Source organism: Streptomyces sp. NBC_00122 (assembly GCF_045160845.1).
Classification (GTDB): Bacteria; Actinomycetota; Actinomycetes; order Streptomycetales; family Streptomycetaceae; genus Streptomyces.
The window spans coordinates 6587769-6605270 of record NZ_CP108191.1 but is presented as its reverse complement, the minus strand read 5'-3'; the positions used below and the strand labels follow the sequence as shown (position 1 = coordinate 6605270).

Below are 17502 nucleotides of genomic sequence, written 5' to 3'. Positions count from 1 at the left end.
TCACGGGGTGTGGAAGCGGACCTCCGGCGCGTCGGCGGAGGGGCCGTCCAGGACGGGCTGGGGCACGCCGCCCAGGTGCTGGTCGAAGAAGGCTGCGACGTAGCGCCGGGTCAGCTCGACCGAGCGGGTGCCGGACAGCGGGGCTTCGGCGTCCGGGAGGCCCAGCTGATCGCCGAAGACCGGGAAGTCGCTGAAGGTGAAGTGGCCGGAGTCCGCGAAGGTGATCCAGCGCTTCCAGCCGTCGAGCTTCGGCCAGTCACGGTCCCAGCTCGGATTGCCGCCCGGGCCCCGGCCCTGCGCGCCGAGCAGCATGAAGGGACGCCCGCCGAGCCCGGTCTCCGGGACCGGCGTCGCGAGCCCGCCGTCCATGTTGACCCCGGCGCGGACCCTCGGGTCGGTCGCCATCGCGGCGGCCGCCGAGGCACCGCCGATGGAGTGGCCCGCCATCGCGATGCGGCTCGCGTCGATGAGGCCGGCGTGGCGCCAGGCCGGGTCGCGTCCGGTGAGCCGGTCCAGGAGGAAGGACACGTCGCGGGCGCGGGTGTCGCTGACCAGGTGCATGCCGCCCGCCGCCTCGACCTTCTCGCAGGCCAGGCATTCCAGCACGCGCCCGCCGGGGAAGGCCGTCCCCGCGCTCTCGTACGCGTGGTCGACCGCGGCGACGACGTAGCCGCGTGAGGCCAGGTCCTCGGCCAGCGCGGTGAGGGTGGCGCGCGGGACGGTGAAGCCGGGAGAGAGCACGATCAGCGGATAGCGCCCCGCGACGGGACGGGCGTGGGACCGGGAGTAGGCCGTGGTACCGGCCAGGGTCTCGGCCGGGATCACCTTGTCCAGGCCCCGGTCGACCAGCAGCAGCCTGGCCTCCTCGCGGGTGAGGTAGCGCACGGGACCGCCGGTGCCGCGCTGCGCCGGATAGCGCATGGTCACCATCAGCTCGCGCGGCCCGGACCGGGACCAGGGGTCGGTCCGGCTGCGGTCCACGAGGTGGAGCGTCTCCTGTCCCACGGAGAAGCGGCCGGTGGGGCGCGGGAGTTCCAGCGTGGTACGGCGGCTCTCGGCCGCGGACGGGGCATCGGCGGCCGCCGAGGTGCCCGCGCCGGCGAGCGGGAGCGGCAGGAGGAGGGCGAGTAAGACGGCGGCGGATGCCGCTCGGCGTCGGTTCATGGATCCGAAGCTACTGAGCGGGACCTGCCGGATCGTCAGCTCACAGGAGGACGGGCCTCTCCCACCTGGGAAGGTCCCTGCTCACCCGGAAGTCGTAGTCCCCTCGGTGGTGACGCTGATGGCACGGAGCTTCTCCCGCAGGTAGGTGTGGGAGTCGACCGGGTCGTGCACCACGCGCCCTACGGGGGCGGGCAGCGACTCCACGCGGGTGTGCGGATCGCACTCGTAGAAGTAGACGAGCGAGATCAGCTCCTCGGCCGGCGCGTCGGCGGGCGGCGGCAGTACGCGGTGGCGGCCCGCGCGCCATCGGTCCCCCGTCCAACGGGCCATCAGGTCACCGATGTTGACCGTGAGTGCGGCCGGGTCGTACGGGGCGTCCTGCCAGCCGTCGGCGTCGGTGTGGATCTGCAGGCCGCCCGCGCCCTGCTGGCGGTCGAGGATCGTGACCGTGCCGAAGTCGGTGTGCGCCCCGATGCGGAACTGGCCTGGCAGCGGCCGGCCGACGACCTCGGTGCCCGGGTACCAGTTGAGGTTGAAACCCCAGGTGGGGTGGGAGGTGTGGCGCGTGAAGTGGTCCTCGTCGAGGCCGAGGGCCGTGGCGAGCAGTTCCAGCAGCTCGTCGGAGAGGGCCCGCATCAGGCTCAGGTACTCGGTCACCAGCGGCCGCAGCGCGGGCGCCTGTGCCGGCCAGGTGTTGGGACGGAACCATTCGGCGTCCACGCCGGGCACACCGGTGGGTTCCTCCGCGGCCCATGACCAGGACTCCTTCAGGTCGGGCGGCGACGCCGTTCCTTCCGCGTAGCTGTTGGCCTCGGCGCCCGGGCCGAGCCAGCCCCGCCCGCCGACGGCGACCGCGTACGGCGCCTTCACCTGGGCGGGCAGCCGGAAGAAGCCGCGCGCCGCCTCCCGGATCCTGGCGGGCAGCGCCGGGTCCACCCCGTGGCCGGTCACCAGCAGGAAGCCCGCCGCCCGCAGCGCCTCGTCGACGCGGGCCGCCGTACGCGCGCGGTCGTCGGGTCCACCGGACCGCCACGGCCCGAGATCGATCACGGGAACCTGGGATTGCACCACGGGAGACCTGCCTTCCGAGCCAGCGGGGGCGTCCGGATCCGAGGCTATCGCCCGGGCGGCCCCTCCCTCGCGAGGACGCCGGAGCATCACGCTTACCGGTGGTGACGGCCGACACCCGCGGCGGTGACCACGTAGAGCATCCCGAAAAGGACCAGAATGGGTCCATAGGGCCGGAGCTCATGAGGGACGGAGCGAGTCGTGGAGATTTCGACGAAGGAGGTCTTCGGAGCTCCGTGCTGGGTGAGCCTGATGGCCCGCGACCTCGAGGCGGCGCAGCGCTTCTACGCCGCGGTCGCGGGCTGGAGGTTCCGGCGCGCCCGGCTCGGCGACGCCTTCTCCGTCGCCGAGCTGGACGGCGTCCCGGTGGCGGGCATCGGAGCGCTCGCCTCCGACCTGGGGGTCGCCGTGGCGTGGACCCCGTACTTCGCCGTCGACGACGCGGACACGGCGGTGGACCGGATCCGGGAGCGCACCGGCACCATCGCGGTCGGCCCGGTCTCCTTCGTCTCCGGCGGCCGCGCGGCGCTCGCCGCCGACCCCGACGGCGCCGTCTTCGGCATCTGGCAGGGCTCCGTCTCCGCCCACTGGCGGGTGGGCAAGGGCCCCGCGCCGGCCTGGCTGGAGCTGCGGACCAGGAACGCCTTCGACGCGGCGATCTTCTACGGCGCGGTGCTGGAGTGGGCCACCGGCCGCTCCGGCTGCTGCGAGGTCTCCTACGAGGAGGACCAGGTCGTCCTGCGGCAGGGCGGCGAGCCCGTCGCCCGCCTCAACAGCGGACCGGTCGAGCTCGCCTCCTACTCCCCGCACACCAGGCCGCGCTGGCACGTGCACTTCCGTGTCCCCGCGCTCCGCCCCGCCATCGAGGCCGCCGAGGCACTGGGCGGGCGGGCCGTCTCGGACATCACGTCGAACGCCACTGAGCGGTGGGTGGCGCTCCGTGACCCCGACGGAGCCCTCTTCACCCTGACGACGTCCCTCGCGGCGGACCCGGGCTGACCAGGGCTGCCCCGGGCCGACCCGCCCGGCCGACCCGGCCACGGGATGGTGACGTCACGGGAGCTCCGGGACGAAAGGGAGGTAGTCCTCCCCGTCGACGGCGGGGATCACCGTGTAGCTCGCCTCGGGCAGTTCGTTCCACATCCCGGGGAGATTGCCCAGGGGCTCGGAGACCACGAGCCGGGTCGCGTCGGAGACCTCGCTGAGGAAGTCCAGCTCGGGGTGGAGGTGGCGGACGGTATCGGCCTTGCTGCTGTAGAACAGCGATCGCGAGTGCCCCTCGCTGGAATAGCGGAACGCCCACAGCCGCTCGCCGTCACTCACCGCCACCGTCATCTGGAGCGGGTCGGGCACACCGTGCTCCTTGCCGAGCCGCTCGACCAGGCCCGCCACCCGCGCGACCGCGCCCGGCACGTCCTGGTCGAGGCCGTAGGTGACCGCGAGGTAGAACATCACCTCGGAGTCCGTCGATCCTTCGATGGACGGGAAGAGGGCCGGGTCCACGGCCATGCAGAGGTCCCGCTGCAAGCGCTGGAAGTCCATGATCGCGCCGTTGTGCATCCACAGCCACCGCCCGTGCCGGAAGGGGTGGCAGTTGGTCTGCTGGATCGCCGATCCCGTGGAGGCCCGGACGTGCGCGAAGAAGAGCGGCGAGCGCACGTGCCCGGCCAGCTCGCGCAGGTTGCGGTTGTTCCACGCCGGTGCGATGTCCCGGAAGACGGCAGGCGTGCCGTCACCGCTGCCGTCCGCGCTGTACCAGCCGATGCCGAAGCCGTCACCATTGGTCGACTCCACGCCCATGCGCGCGTGGAGGCTCTGGTTGATGAGCGAATGCTCCGGACGGTAGAGCACCGCGTCGAGCGTCAGGGGCGAACCCGAGTAGGCGAGCCAGCGACACATGGACACCATCCCCTTTTCAGCCTGGTCCGAGCCTAAGCCAGTCGGCGGGATGGGGCGCGCCTGGCCGTCCGTACGGGTCACGCTCGGTGACGGTTCGAGATGCGGGTGCACAGCGCTGCTGGTTCGCTGAATCCGCCCGCTCTCCCCCACAGACCCAAGGAGCGATCAATGAGCGTTTCAGGCGAGTCCCGCGGCCGGTCCCAGCAGATGCGTGCCAAGGCCCAGGAGCTGAACGAGGCGGCCGACCGTTCGCAGGACGCGGAGGAGCGGCAGCGTCTGCGGGACAAGGCCCGCCGCCTCATGGAGCAGAGCCAGCAGGAGAGCCGGATGGACGACCGGGGAATGGACCCCATGTAGCCCGTCCCGGGTCCTCAGGCACACCGGCCGGTGGCCGCCGCGATCCCCGTCGCCGCGGCCACCGGCCGGCGCGCTCTCGGGCGCCGGGGCTGAGGCAGCCTGACGGCTCGGTCTAGGTGTATTGACCACGAGCGTTGTTAACAGTCGGGCGGTGAGGCTGCTTCATCGCACGATCTCTCCTTGTGAGCTTCAACCTGCACGAGGGCGCTTGACGCGCGATCAGGCACGTGGAGCGCCACCGTCCGCCGCCAGGCGCGTGAGCCACTCATGCAGAAGGCGCTGCTCCGCGTCGCTCAGGACATCGGAGTCGTCGGGGAGGGCGGCGCGCAACGCGCGGGCCGCCGCGGCGGGACCGGACTCCGCGGCGGGAATCGCCGGCTCGGCGCGAGTGACGGCCGCGACCATGGACTCACGCAGGACGGTCAACAGCGCTGGATTGCGTCGGTCCGCGGGCGTGGAGTGCCAGGTGGTGACTGCGCCCTGGCCAGTTGCCTGGATGATCTGGGCGGCCAGCTCCTCGTCGACCCGCAGCCATCCCCCGGCCGCCAGCCGACGCACCCGCCCATGGAGGATCTCCAAGCCCGAGCGGTGTGCTGCGTCCGATCCCAGGCCGATGGCCCGGTTCATCACCGCGAACAACTCGGGGCGGGAGACCCCGAACTCGACCACCACGTCCCAGCCGCGACGCAGCTCCTCCACCGGGTCCTGCGGGGCGGGGTCGAGCTGCGCGCGCTTTCTCTCCAGGAACTGCGCGTAGCCGTGCTCGGCGACGGCCTCAAGGAGCCCCTCCTTGTCGCCGAAGAGGCGGTAGATCGCTGGCGGCTGCATTCCGGCCGCGGCGGCGACCGCGCGGGTGCTCACCGCGCCAGGGCCGCCATTCTCCAGCAGCTCGACGGCTGCCTCGACGATGCGGCGCCGAGGGTTGTCGGTTGAGTCGCGTGTAGGCATGAACCGATGGTACCGAGGAACTGTTTCCATCGGAATTTCCAGTGTTACCGTTGAAGCGATTCCACCGGAAGCAGCGTCGGGAGAACCCAATGATCATCGTTACCGGAGCCACCGGAAAGCTCGGCCGCCGCACCATCGAGCGCCTCCTGGAGCGCGTCCCCGCTGACCGCCTCGGCGTCAGCGTCCGCGACCCCCGCAAGGCCCAGGACCTCGCCGACCGCGGCGTCCGTGTCCGGCAGGGCAGTTTCGACGACCCCGACTCGCTCATGCACGCCTTCGAAGGGGCCGAGCAGCTGCTCCTCGTCTCCCTCGACCGCACGGGCGAGGAGTGCGTCAGCGGCCACCGTGCTGCCGTCGACGCCGCCGTGAAGGCCAAGGTCGGCCGCATCCTCTACACCAGCCAGATGGGCGCTGCCCATGACTCCCGCTTCCAGGCCTGCCGGGACCACGCCAGGACCGAGGACCTGCTGCGCGCCACTGGCCTGCCCTGGACCGCGCTGCGCAACGGCTTCTACGCGGCCAGCGCCCTGCAGTTCCTGGAGTCCGCCCGCCACACCGGCGATATCGCCCTTCCCGCCGACGGCCCTGTCGCCTGGACCGGCCACGACGACCTCGCCGAGGCCACCACGGCGATCATCCTCGATGAGGGCCGCTTCGACGGGCCCACCCCGCCGCTCACCGGCCCGGCGGCGCTCGACTTCGACACCGTCGCCGAGATCGCGTCGCAGACCACCGGACGGCCCTTCACCCGCAGCGTCGTCCCAGACGACGCCTTCCGCGAGCAGGTCCTGGCACACGGCACCCCGGCCCCGATCGCCGACCTGATGCTGAGCATCTTCGGCGCGGCGCGGGATGGCGAGTTCAGCACGGTCGACTCGACGTTGGCCGAGCTGATTGGGCGGGAGCCTGCCGCCTTCCGCACCCAGTTGGAGCGCGCCTGGGCCGAATAGATCCAGCGGGGCGCGCAGACGGCCCCGGCCCGACTCGCCGCCCACAAAGGCCCGTTCTCTGTTGCCCGAGGCATCGATCGCCAGATCGGCGGCCTCGGGCACGAAACCCAGGCTCCGCATCAGATTCCGCACCATCCCAGAGGCGCGGCTGCTGTGGTGCGTGCCGTAGGGGCGACGATCACCCTGCCGGGCCGTGGGATCCGGGGCCGTCCGGCACTGTCTTACTCCCAGGGCTCCCCACCCGACTGACCCTCATGAACCGGACACCATCCGACTACGCCGAAGCCCTGGCCTTCAGGTGGCGGTGCACGGCAAGCGCGAAGTCTCCCGGTGACAGACGATCTTCGCCGAACTCATCCGTGCGCGACCAGCATGAGCATCCCGGACATCACGCACACCAGACTCGTGACCTGCAACTTCACAATGCACAGCGCTCGATGACCCAAATGACAGCCCCTGGGCTACTTGCCATTCAAGTGTGTGGTCAGGCGTGATAGCAGAGGCAGCGCCGCCTCAAGCGTCTTTCGTTCGTCGCAACTGAGGACATCGTTGATCGCGGTACCGAGCCAGTCGGCACGCCTTCGGCGCTCCTCGGCCAGACGGCCACTTCCCGTCGGCGTGAGGTGGAGCAACAGCTTGCGCCCGTCGCTGGGGTGCGCCTCGGCATGCACAAGGCCCTGAGCCAGGAGTTCTTTGACCGCCTTGGCAGCCGACTGGTGACTGACTCCCCGCTGTTGTGCGATATCGGCGGTGGTCAGCGGGCCGCTGCGGTCCAGGTAGCCGAGGACGGCGGCCTCGCCCGGCGGCATCTTGTCGGCAGTGCGCACCGTGCGTACGAGCCGTCCGATGGTCAGGCGAAGTTCTTCAGCCAGCCCATTCTCGTCCATGATGCCAGCTTACCCACACCGATCAACCAAACTGTACACCTTGGCTCCATTGTTTGCTTTGGTGCTACAAGAGCGTCCGCAGGCCCTCGCCGTAACGAGGGGCGGGAGCGCCGGAGTCGAGTCGCAGTCGACGCTCACGGCGCGATATCTACAACCATGTTGTACAGTTTGGTTGTGGATATTTGGTCGGCTCGGAAAGGACCCGCTGTGAAGCTCACCAAGCACGCCCACGCCTGCGTCACACTCGAGAAGGACGGCACCCGCCTGGTCATCGACCCCGGCACCCTCACCCCGGACGCGGCAGAAGCCGTCACCCAGGCTCACGCCGTCCTGATCACCCACGAACACTTCGACCACTTCGACGAAAAGCTCGTCGCCGCCGCTCTCGAAGCCCAGCCCGGGCTGCAGGTCTACGGCACAACCACGGTCGCAGCCACCCTCGGCAGCCACGATGGCCGCGTTCACGCCGTCGCCGCGGGCGACACCTTCAGCGTCGGTTCCATCACCGCCACCGTCCACGGCCACCGCCACGCGCTGATCCACGCCGACATCCCGTGCCCCGACAACGTCGGCTACCTCCTCGACAACGGAGCCGTCTACCACCCCGGCGACGCCTACTTCGCGCCCGACGCTCCCATACACACCCTCCTGCTACCGACCAGCGGCCCATGGACAAAGCTCAGCGAAGCCGCCGACTACGTCCGAACCGTCAAGCCCGAGCGCATCATCCAGATCCACGAACTCATGCTCAGCGACCTCGGCCAGCACTCCACCGCCAATCTCCTCGGCGAGAAGGGCCTGACCGGCACCCCGATCGACCGCCTCAAGCCCGGTACCGCCGTCCGGCTGTAAGAGAGCCTCGTAGGGTGCCCGCTGCTGTTCGTGTCGCGGCTGCGTTGCGTGGCGGTGGGGGCTGGGAGTGGTCGGGCGGGAGTGGCGCATCCCCCGTGAGAGCTACGCGGGCTGTCCCTCCGGGGGTGATTCGCGGATGCCGGTTGGTTTCTAGCGTGGTTGCCAGGTCGCCGCTGGTGCGACCACCGCCACAGGGGAGGCCATCATGAGCACGACATCGACTGCCAAGTACGGGCACGAAGCGGACGCCGGTCCGGACACGGGGCCGGCCGGCTGGGGCGGCCGTTTCGGCCGGATCCTGCGCTCGCCGCTCGGCTGGTCGGTGACCGGGCTGGTCGCAGTCGCTCTGGTCGCGAGTCTGACGGCCACGGGGCCGGGTCCGGTGCCGGTGCTGGGCGCGGCCGCCGCGGTGGCCGTGTACGCACTGGTGATGCGCCGGATCGCGGGACGTGCCACGCCGGAGATAGCCCGGTCCGGGGCGGCGAGTGAGGCGCTGCTCGGCGGGGTGATCGGTCTGGGGTTCATCCTGGCGGCGCTTTTGTTGATCACGTTGTTCGGGGGGTATTCGTTCTCCTGGGCGGGCAGCGGCTTCATGTCGGTGGTGTGGTCCGCGGTGATGGTGCAGATCGGTACCGCGGTCACTGAGGAGCTGATGTTCCGGGGTCTGTTCTTGCAGGCCCTGGAGCAGCGGTGGGGGCGCGGTATCGCGATCGCGGTCACCGCGGTGTTCTTCGGAGCCGCCCACCTGGGCGGGGCGGGGGCGAACCTGTGGAGTGCGCTGGCGATCGCTTTGCAGGCTGGTGTGATGCTGGGTGCCGCGTACATGTGGAGGCGCAGCATCTGGTTCGTCGCGGGTCTGCACTTCGCGTGGAACACCGTTCAGCAGCTGGCCGGTGTTCCGGTATCCGGGCATGCCCCGGAGGGGCTGTTCACCGTCGATGCCCATGGCTCGGCGGCGCTGACCGGGGGTGTCTTCGGTCTGGAGGCGTCGGTCGTGCCCGTGCTCCTCAGTGTGCTGATCACCGTTCCGATGCTTGTCCTGGCCCGTCGAGGCGGCGGCCTGCTGCCCCGGCGGCGGGCCCGGCATTGAGACCGGTCGACCGGAGGATACGGAAGTGATGTCCCGTCAGGCGCCCTGGAGCTCCCTGCGGCTCCAGGCGCCGCTCGACCGGTGGAGGGAGCGGGGCGCCGCCTTCCAGGACGGCCTTGTGGCCGTGGTGCTCGCGCTGCTCGCCTTCACGCCGACTCTGTCGAACATCGGCGCGCAGATCGGTGATCTGCCCCAGCGGCCGGTGGACGCGCTGGGTATCGGGCTGACCCTGGCTCAGACGCTGCCGCTGGCAGCCCGCCGTCGGTGGCCCGCCGCCACTCTGGCCGTGGTCGCGGGCGCGTTCGCCGCGCATCAGGCGCTGGGTTTCGCGACGACGTTCGGCAGCCTGGGCCTGTACGGCGCGCTGTACTCGGCCGGGGCCTACCCGGTCCGCTTCCGCCGGCGCCTGGCGGCCGCGGCGAGTGCGGGCTACTTCGCCCTGGCCCTGGTGCTGCACCGTCTGGGCTCACCGCAGGGCATTGCGGACTATGCCGCCTTCTATCTGACTCTGGCCGCGATCTGGCTGGTAGGGAGCAGCGTGCGGATGCGCAGGGCACAAGAAGCGGAGCAGCGGCGGCTGGCCGCCGAGGTGGCCACGGCGACCGAGCGGGCGCGGATCGCCCGCGAGCTGCACGACGTGGTCACCCACCACGTGACGGCCATGGTGGTCCAGGCCGATGCGGCACAGTTCCTGATCACCTCCGCGCCGGAGCAGGCCGGTGAAGGACTTGTGGCCGTCAGCGACACCGGACGGCGGGCACTGACGGAGCTGCGCTACCTCCTCGGCGTGCTGGAGGCGACCGGCGAAAGCGCCGATCCGGCGCGTGCGGACCGGGCCCCGGCCCTGGGACGGGTGGCGGACCTCATCGAGCAGGCCCGCAGGTCCGGCCAGCCGGTCGAGTTCAGCGAGCAGGGCGAGCGGCAGCCGCAGCCGGTGGACGTGGAGCTGGCCGCCTACCGGGTGGTGCAGGAGGCACTCACCAACGCTATGAAGTACGCGGCCGGGCAGCCGACCCGGGTCTCGGCCCGCCACGGCGGGGAGCACCTCGAGATCACGGTGGTCACCGGCGGATCCGACAGCCCCCCGGCCGACCCACCGGTCATGCAGGTGCCGGGTTCGCGGGGCGGGCGGGGTCTTGCCGGGCTGCGTGCACGGGTGCGGATGCTCGATGGTGAACTTGAGGCCGGTCCCCGGCCCGAGGGCGGGTTCGAGGTCCGCGCCACGATTCCCACCAAGCCCGTCCAGGAGTAGCCCCGTGAGCGAGAGCGACGCGACGCCGCCGATCCGTGTACTCGTCTGTGACGACCAGGCACTGGTGCGCACCGGCTACGTCACCATCTTCTCCGCGCAGCCCGACATGGAGGTCGTCGGCGAGGCCGAGAACGGGCACGAGGCGGTCCAGGCCACACGCCGACTGCGCCCCGACGTGGTCGTGATGGACATCCGCATGCCCCTGCTCGACGGCATCCAGGCCACCCGCCAACTGGCTGGCCCCGATGCCGAGAATCCGCCGAAGGTGCTGGTCGTCACCACCTTCAACGTCGACGCGTACGTGTACGACGCCCTGAAGGCCGGAGCCAGCGGCTTCCTCCTCAAGGACGCACCACCGGCCCAGCTGGTCAACGGGATCCGGACGGTGGCCCGGGGCGAGGCCCTGCTCGCTCCCGCCGTCACCCGCCACCTCATCGGCCACTTCGCCGAGCACATCCGCCCCACCAACCCCGAACGCGAAACGGTCGTCAAGGCACTGACCCCGCGCGAGCTGGACGTGTTCCAACAGGTGGCCGAGGGCCTTTCGAACGCGGAGATCGCCGAAGCCCTCTTCATCGCCCCGGAAACAATCAAAACCTACGTCTCGCGCATCCTGGCCAAACTCGGCCTGCGCGACCGGGTCCAAGTAGTCGTCCTCGCCCACCGCGCCGGACTGGCGTCCGGCACGGCCTGATCGAACACCCTCGACCCGCCCGGAGCCAGGCCGGTCCCGGGGCCAGACAGCTCCAGGCCCGACGGCGAGGCCCGGGTGGGTCCGTCCGGCCGACGGCCCGAAACAGCACGCATGAGCCAGCGGAGCCACACCACGGCCCCGTTCGTCCGCGCGCCGACCGCCCGGACGCCATTTCCGCACGCCCACCCCGTCGGCGCACCGCAACCCCGGCCGGGACGGCGCCAAGGAACACCGCAGGCTGGAGGAGGCGGCGCTGGCCCGCCACGCCGACACCGCAGCCGCACTCTTGGTCCAGCACCTCACCTTGACCGCGGCTGCTCTGACCGACGATTCAGGTCAATACACCTAAAGGGCGTTGCAGAAGGTCTGTCTCGGGCAGGCCAGGGTGGTGTCTGGCCTGCTGTTTCACCGTGCCAGGGTGAGGTTGTGCATGGTGGCGACGGCCTGGACGGCGTGGTGGGGGCCGTCGCCCCTCTGGCGGCAGTCGCGGAGGATCTTCCAGTTCTTCATGCGGGCGAAGACCCGGTCCGCCAGCGGCAGACACCACGGCGGGCCGCCACCCGGACCGTCCCGCCCCGCTCCCGCACCACCTTCACCAGCTTCGCGAACCGCTCCATCCGCAAGCCCGTGAACGTCTCCACTCACACCGGCTCAGCACGCAACACCCCACCCATGCAGGCAAAATGCCCAGAACTAAGCCTTCTGCAACACCCTTTAGAGCCGGACCGTCCACTGCGCGGTGGAGCTCAGGGTGCGGGCGATCCTGGGGTCGCGCACCGAGGGCGTGCGGTCCTCCGCGGTCACCGACAGCCGGTGCGTGCGGAAATCGAACAGCCACAGTTCGGCCACCGCCACCTCGGTCCGGCCCTCGAACCGCTTCAGCTCCCGGCCGTCCAGGTACCACTTGACCACGAGCTGGCGGCCGTCCGCGCCGGCCAGCTTCGGCACGGCCGCCCTCGCGGTGTGGCGCGCCCGCAGGGTGCGGTCGGTCGGGGTGATCGGCGCGACGGTCCTGGCGTGCTGGTAGAAGCCGCCGATCATCGCCTCGACACCGGGGAGGTTGAAGGGCTTGCCGAGGACCCGCATGATCGAGTTGTCCGTGGGCCGGTACAGGCCGGAGACGTAGTAGCCGCCGCCCTCGTACGCGCCGACCGTGCCGCCGTCCGGGGACGGCTCGCCGAGCCAGCGGTACCACTTGGCCCGCTGTCCGGCCATCGGGTCGGCGGCCAGCGTGGAGCTGTTGGACTCGCCGGGCTCGGGGCCGGTGTACTTCTCGTAGCCCGGGACGCCCACGTAGAAGTACTCGTCTGCGAGCTTGCCGAGCGAGTGGCCGGTCTCGTGGATGGCGACCTGGCCGGACTTGGCGTGGCCGGCCGAAGCGGTCGAGATGCCCTCGTAGCCGAGGGTGGCGCTGCGCTCGTTGTAGCCCGCTCCGCCGTACTTGGCGCTGTTGGCCAGCACGATGACCAGGTCGGCGGCCGGCGCCTTGGCCACGTACGCGTCGACCTTGGGCTGGTCGATGCAGAGCAGCCGCTCGATCTCCTCGCACCAGAAGTACGAGCCGAGGGCGGTGTCGCGGACGGTGGCCGCGTCCGGGTCGCCTGAGACGCCGGATTCGCGGGAGACGGCGTCGACGGTCCACACGTTGAAGAGGTTCCGGTAGGTGGTGTACGGCTCGACGGCCGTCACCTCGTCCCATTTCTGCCGCGCGTCGGCGTGGAAGCGCTCCAGTTCGGCAGCGGTGTAGCCGTCGCCGATGACGACGACGTCGAGGCGGTCGGCGGTGGAGCCGTTGTCGATCATCTTGGTGACCTCGCCGTCGGCCTCCCGCTCGGCGGCCGAGAGCCCTCCCGCGCTCTTCGCCGGGGCACCGGCGGCCGGGACACGGGTGTGGCCGGATCCGGCGTCGCCGCCGTGCTCCGGCCCCGGTATCTCGACCTCCACCCCCGTCCCCACCGCGGCCTTCGCTGGCGCGTCGGCCCCGCGCGCGGGCCCGGCGGCCACCAGTACGGCGGTGGCGCAGGCCGCCGCGACGGCTCCGCGCAGAGCGGTGCGGACGGCCGGACGGGCGGCCGGATGTCTGGCTCGAAGCATGAAGTCATCCCCCTGGAAAGGAAGTTAAGCATCGGAATAAGCCTGTTGAACTGGTTGCTTAAATTAGGTCGCGCGCGGGGCGTGCGCAATGGCCTGTTCCCGCTGAATACTTGGGAGTTCGAGCAACCAGGGGGAATCCATGGACGAACCAGCCCGTATCGGCCTCAGAGTTCAGCGCATGCGCGGCGAACTCGGCTTGACCCAAAGACAGTTGGCAGAGCCCAACTACACCCCTGCCTACATCTCCACGCTGGAGTCGGGCAGGGTCCGCCCCTCGGAGACCGCGCTGCGCTTCCTCGCCGGACGCCTGGGCACCACGTACGAGGAGCTGACCACCGGCCGCCCCCCGCACCTGGCCACCGAGGTGCGGCTCGCCCTCGCCGAGGCCCAGCAGACGCTCACGACCGGCGCCGCCGACGAGGCCGCCGTCCGCTACCGGCAGCTGCTCGACGAAGCGGAGGAACTCGCGCTGGCCCCCGAGCAGGCGGAGGCGCTGCTCGGACTGGGCGACTGCGCCCTGGAATCCGGCGAACTCCAGGGCGCGATCCGCCACTTCGAGGCGGCCGAGCGGCTGCTGGCCGATGAGCCGCTGCCCCGCCGCGCCCGCCCCATCCGCGGCCGCGCCGTCGCACACCTGCTCGCCGGAGAGCTGCGCTACGCCTGCTACCTGCTGGAGTCCACGATCGACGAGCTGAGCACGAGCGGACTGGCCGACCCCGAGGCGCTGGTCCTGCTCTACGCGGCGGTGATCGGGCCGTACATGGACATGGGCGCCCACGCCCGCGCCGCCCACGCGGCCGAGCTCGCCCTCGCCCTGGCCCCGCAGGTCAGCGATCCGGCGCTGGTGGCGGGGATGCACCGGCAGGTGGCGCGGACCTTCCTCGCCGAGGGGCGGGTGGCCGACGCCGACGCCTCACTGGCCAAGGCCCAGGCGATCTACGGGCAGCTGCGGCTGCGGACCGACCTGGCGCACTGCCACTGGATGCGCGGCTACGTACAGGCCCAGAACGGCGAACTCGATTCGGCCGAGAGGGAGTTGCGTACGGCCCGGGAGATGCTGTCCGCCCGGCGCGCCGCCCTGTACACGGCGCAGGTGGAGGTCGAGCTGGCCGACGTACTGCGCCGGCTCGGCCGGTACGGGGAAGCCGCGGAGCTGCTGTCGGCGCTGCTGGAGCTCGGGGACAGCCACGGCGCCGTGCACGCGGGCGGCGCGCACCGGCTCCTCGGCTTGATGGCCGAGGAGCGGGGCGAGGCCGAATCCGCGGAGGAGCACTACGTGCAGGCGCTGGCGCTGCTGGAACGCAGCGGGGCCACGGGCGACCTGGCCGATCTGTGCCGGATGCTGGGCGACCTGCTGCGCCGGACCGGCCGGACGGAGGCCGCCCTGGACGCGTACCGCACGGGCCTGGGCCACCGGGCGGCGCCGGGCACGACCACCTTGGGCCCGGCGCCCGTGGCACCCGCGTTCCGAGATGCCCGGGTCAGTGGTTCTCGGTGGGCTGGAGATCCCGCGGGATGAGCGCCCAGGTCGTCACCGCGGCGGTGACCGCGAGGCCGCCGGCCATGAGGAACGCCGGGGTGATCGCGAGGGTGTAGGCGTGCGAGGCGGTGTCCAGCAGTGCCTGGCCGAGGGCGCCGCCCAGCCGCTCGGCGGTGTGGGCGGCCTCGCCGACCGAGTCCCGGACGGCGGCGGCGCTCGGGCCGTCCAGGTCGAGGGCGGGCAGGTTGCCCCGGTAGAGCGCGGCCGCGGTCGAGCCGAGGATGGCGACGCCCATGGCCGAGCCCAGTTCGTAGCAGGTCTCCTCGATGGCGGCGGCGCTGGACACCTCGTCCGCGGGCGCCGCGGAGATCAGCGTGACCGAGGCGACCGTCGTCGCCATGCCGGCGCCGAGGCCCATGACGGTCAGGGCTGCCGCGAAGGCGGGGTAGCCGAGTTCGGTGAACTGCTGGAGGGTCCAGGGCATGGCCATGCCCGCGGCCAGGACGACCAGACCGGCGCCCAGCACGTGCCGGATCGCGAAGCGCTGCATCAGGGCGGGGGCCGCCATCGAGGCGCAGATCAGGGCGAGCGGCGCGGGCAGCAGCCGAAGCCCGGCCTCCAGCGGGGTGTAGCCCTGGCCGTACTGGAACCACTGGGTGACCAGGAACAGGATCGCGCCCATGCCCACCATGGGCAGGAAGATCGCGGTGGCCGCGACGCTGAAGGCGGGCTTGGCGAACAGCCGCACCTGGAGCAACGGGTTGTCCACGCGCAGCTGGCGGCGTACGAACACGGTGAGCGCGACGGCGGCGAGCAGGAGCAGCGCCCAGGGGAGCGGGTCACCGACGCCGCTCTTGCCGAGCTGCTTGATGCCTCCGGCGAGGGCGAGCATGCCGACGATGGACTGGGCGACGCCCCACCAGTCCCACGCGCCGGTACTGCGCGGGGCACGCGATTCGGGGAGGTAGCGCATGCCGGCCGCCGTGATCACGGCGGCGACGGGGAGGTTGAGGAGGAAGGCGGAGTGCCAGCCGTAGTCCTGGACCAGCAGTCCGCCGACGACCGGACCGAAGGCCATGCCGCCGCCGAAGACGGCCGCCCAGACGGCGAGGGCGAAGGCGCGTTCCCTGGCGTCGGTGAAGACGCTGCGCAGGATCGACAGGGTGGCGGGCATGATGGCCGCGCCACCGACCCCGAGGAGGGCGCGGGCCGCGATGACGTGCCAGGCCTCGGTGGAGAGGACGGCTATGAGCGAGGCGAGCGAGAAGATGCCGAAGCCGGCCATGAGCAGCCGCTTGCGGCCCCAGCGGTCACCGAGCGCGCCTGCGGTGACCAGCAGGCCGGACAGGGCGAGGGCGTAGACGTCGATGATCCACAGCTGCTGTACGGCGGACGGCTGGAGGTCGCCGACGAGCGAGGGGAAGGCCACGTTGAGGATCGTGGTGTCCATGGAGATGAGCAGGAGACTGCCGGAGAGGATCGCCAGGACGATCCACCGGCGGGGGTCCTGCGAGGGGGTGTGCATGGGGTTCCGATCAGGGTTGCGCGGGGGGCGGGGGCGCGGTGAACCGCGTCCCGCTGACGAAGGACGTCAGGACCAGGTGGCCGATCTGCCGGGGGGCGAGGTGCCCGTCGCGAACGCCCTCGGCGGCCGCGTCGAGCAGACCCCAGAGCGAGTACCAGATCCAGTACGGCGGCAGGTCGGTACGCAGCCGCCCGAGCCGCTGGCCGAGGGCGAGGAAGGCCAGCGCCCGCCGGTCCTGCCGGTCGACACCGGCGCGGAACTCGGGGTCGGCGAGCACGGTGGCGTCCCGCGAGGTGAAGCCGTACAGGTGCGCCGCGGGCATCAGGGCGATGACCAGTTCCTCCAGTGCCGCGTCGAATGCGGCGCCGTCGGCGGTCTCCGGCAGGTCCGCGGGGGTCAGACACTCGTCGACCACCTGGATCGCCCGCACCGCCACCGCCTTCAGCAGGGCCTCGCGGGTCGCGTAGCGGCGGCTGAGCGTGGCGCGGCTGGTCCCGATCCCGGCGGCGATCTGCACCATGGAGGCGCTGTGATCTCCGGCGAGGACGCGCGCCGCGCCGTCCAGCAATTCGTTCTCGTGCACGACGATGAGCCTCCTTCGCCTCGAACGATACAAAATTGTCTCACGCGAGGCAAACATGACCCACTTCTGGCGCACGGCATGGGCGCACGGCACCCGGGTAGGCGACCCCGTGGGCACACCCATCGGGAGACCGCATGCGCGACGACGGCAAGGGCGCGGAACGGGGCGACGGCAGGAACGAGACCGAACAGGAACGCGCGGACCGGCAGTGGCAGGAGCTGGTGCAGGAGATCCGCGTCGCCCAGACCGGCGTGCAGATCCTCTTCGGCTTCCTCCTGACGGTGGTGTTCACCCCGCAGTTCCAGGGCTTGGCCCAGACCGAGAAGACGGTCTACATCGTGACCGTCGTCCTCGGGTCCCTGTCGACCGGCGCGCTCATCGGACCGGTCGCCTTCCACCGCATCGTCTCGGGCCGCCGCATCAAGCCGCAGGCCGTCGTCTGGGCCTCACGGCTCACCTTCGCGGGCCTCGTCCTGCTGCTGGCCACCCTGACGACCGCGCTCTTCCTGATCCTGCGGGTGGCCACGGACAACACCGTCGTGCCGTGGCTGGTTGCCGGGGTGCTGGCGTGGTACCTGCTGTGCTGGTTCGTCCTGCCGCTGTGGGCGCGCAGCCGCTACACCAGCGAGGACTGACGCCCGGCCCCGCTCTCCGCCCGG

Annotated in this window: 17 protein-coding genes and 3 pseudogenes; 10 read left to right on the top strand and 10 right to left on the bottom strand. The window is 71.3% G+C overall.

Features of this window, described 5'->3' with window-relative positions; translation table 11 throughout:
* Both OG737_RS30080 and OG737_RS30075 read right to left on the bottom strand, forming a co-directional pair.
* Positions 1–1164, bottom strand: a complete 1164-nt coding sequence (locus tag OG737_RS30080; protein ID WP_328929344.1) for an alpha/beta hydrolase — start codon at positions 1162–1164, stop codon at positions 1–3.
* Between the two features lie 81 nt (positions 1165–1245).
* A complete protein-coding gene (locus OG737_RS30075; protein ID WP_328929343.1) occupies positions 1246–2235 on the bottom strand; it encodes a 2-oxoglutarate and iron-dependent oxygenase domain-containing protein in 990 nt (329 codons plus the stop codon).
* Positions 2236–2484: 249 nt separating this feature from the next.
* On the opposite strand from OG737_RS30075, the gene OG737_RS30070 reads away from it, so the two are divergent.
* Positions 2485–3231, top strand: coding sequence for a VOC family protein (locus OG737_RS30070; RefSeq protein WP_328930518.1), 747 nt, complete (start codon positions 2485–2487; stop codon positions 3229–3231).
* 54 nt (positions 3232–3285) lie between these two features.
* Here OG737_RS30070 and OG737_RS30065 read toward each other — a convergent pair whose 3' ends face one another.
* Positions 3286–4131 (bottom strand): class II glutamine amidotransferase, encoded by an 846-nt coding sequence (locus OG737_RS30065; RefSeq protein WP_328929342.1) that lies wholly within the window; start codon positions 4129–4131, stop codon positions 3286–3288.
* A gap of 168 nt (positions 4132–4299) precedes the next feature.
* On the opposite strand from OG737_RS30065, the gene OG737_RS30060 reads away from it, so the two are divergent.
* On the top strand, positions 4300–4488 hold the full coding sequence (locus OG737_RS30060) for a DUF6381 family protein (protein ID WP_328929341.1): 189 nt from the start codon (positions 4300–4302) through the stop codon (positions 4486–4488).
* A gap of 219 nt (positions 4489–4707) precedes the next feature.
* On the opposite strand, the gene OG737_RS30055 is transcribed toward OG737_RS30060, so the two are convergent.
* Positions 4708–5436 carry a TetR/AcrR family transcriptional regulator gene (locus OG737_RS30055; RefSeq protein WP_328929340.1) on the bottom strand — a complete coding sequence of 243 codons (729 nt, stop codon included), beginning with the start codon at positions 5434–5436 and terminating at the stop codon, positions 4708–4710.
* 89 nt (positions 5437–5525) lie between these two features.
* Between OG737_RS30055 and OG737_RS30050 the strand changes: the two genes are divergently transcribed.
* Positions 5526–6386, top strand: a complete 861-nt coding sequence (locus tag OG737_RS30050; protein WP_328929339.1) for an SDR family oxidoreductase — start codon at positions 5526–5528, stop codon at positions 6384–6386.
* 461 nt (positions 6387–6847) lie between these two features.
* On the opposite strand, the gene OG737_RS30045 is transcribed toward OG737_RS30050, so the two are convergent.
* Positions 6848–7273: a helix-turn-helix domain-containing protein gene (locus OG737_RS30045; RefSeq protein WP_328929338.1), complete on the bottom strand. Its 426-nt coding sequence runs from the start codon at positions 7271–7273 to the stop codon at positions 6848–6850.
* 207 nt (positions 7274–7480) lie between these two features.
* Here OG737_RS30045 and OG737_RS30040 point away from each other — a divergent pair, with 207 nt between their 5' ends.
* The 5 genes and pseudogenes from OG737_RS30040 to OG737_RS30020 form a co-directional block, all read left to right on the top strand.
* Positions 7481–8125, top strand: a complete 645-nt coding sequence (locus OG737_RS30040; RefSeq protein ID WP_328929337.1) for an MBL fold metallo-hydrolase — start codon at positions 7481–7483, stop codon at positions 8123–8125.
* Between the two features lie 205 nt (positions 8126–8330).
* Positions 8331–9215, top strand: coding sequence for a CPBP family intramembrane glutamic endopeptidase (locus tag OG737_RS30035; protein ID WP_328929336.1), 885 nt, complete (start codon positions 8331–8333; stop codon positions 9213–9215).
* Between the two features lie 28 nt (positions 9216–9243).
* Positions 9244–10467, top strand: a complete 1224-nt coding sequence (locus OG737_RS30030) for a histidine kinase (RefSeq protein WP_328929335.1) — start codon at positions 9244–9246, stop codon at positions 10465–10467.
* 4 nt (positions 10468–10471) lie between these two features.
* The gene (locus OG737_RS30025) at positions 10472–11161 is read left to right on the top strand and encodes a response regulator transcription factor (protein ID WP_328929334.1); all 690 of its coding nucleotides are present in this window, start codon (positions 10472–10474) and stop codon (positions 11159–11161) included.
* Between the two features lie 190 nt (positions 11162–11351).
* A pseudogene (locus tag OG737_RS30020) lies at positions 11352–11510 on the top strand (GntR family transcriptional regulator); the annotation flags it as partial.
* A gap of 56 nt (positions 11511–11566) precedes the next feature.
* Here the strand turns inward: OG737_RS30020 and OG737_RS30015 are convergent.
* The 3 genes and pseudogenes from OG737_RS30015 to OG737_RS30005 form a co-directional block, all read right to left on the bottom strand.
* Positions 11567–11689: pseudogene (locus OG737_RS30015) on the bottom strand (IS5/IS1182 family transposase); the annotation flags it as partial.
* Positions 11681–11802 (bottom strand): annotated as a pseudogene (locus OG737_RS30010) (IS5/IS1182 family transposase); the annotation flags it as partial. The pseudogenes OG737_RS30010 and OG737_RS30015, both read right to left, overlap by 9 nt.
* Positions 11803–11875: 73 nt before the next feature.
* Positions 11876–13255 (bottom strand): M64 family metallopeptidase, encoded by a 1380-nt coding sequence (locus OG737_RS30005; protein WP_328929333.1) that lies wholly within the window; start codon positions 13253–13255, stop codon positions 11876–11878.
* Between the two features lie 139 nt (positions 13256–13394).
* Here OG737_RS30005 and OG737_RS30000 point away from each other — a divergent pair, with 139 nt between their 5' ends.
* The gene (locus OG737_RS30000) at positions 13395–14774 is read left to right on the top strand and encodes a tetratricopeptide repeat protein (RefSeq protein ID WP_328929332.1); all 1380 of its coding nucleotides are present in this window, start codon (positions 13395–13397) and stop codon (positions 14772–14774) included.
* Here the strand turns inward: OG737_RS30000 and OG737_RS29995 are convergent.
* Positions 14737–16260 carry an MFS transporter gene (locus OG737_RS29995; protein ID WP_328929331.1) on the bottom strand — a complete coding sequence of 508 codons (1524 nt, stop codon included), beginning with the start codon at positions 16258–16260 and terminating at the stop codon, positions 14737–14739. The genes OG737_RS30000 and OG737_RS29995 overlap by 38 nt on opposite strands.
* 10 nt (positions 16261–16270) lie before the next feature.
* Positions 16271–16843, bottom strand: a complete 573-nt coding sequence (locus OG737_RS29990) for a TetR/AcrR family transcriptional regulator (RefSeq protein ID WP_328929330.1) — start codon at positions 16841–16843, stop codon at positions 16271–16273.
* A 134-nt stretch (positions 16844–16977) separates the two neighbouring features.
* Between OG737_RS29990 and OG737_RS29985 the strand changes: the two genes are divergently transcribed.
* Complete coding sequence (locus OG737_RS29985) at positions 16978–17478, top strand: DUF6328 family protein (protein WP_328929329.1); 501 nt, start codon at positions 16978–16980, stop codon at positions 17476–17478.
* Positions 17479–17502 lie beyond the last annotated feature (24 nt).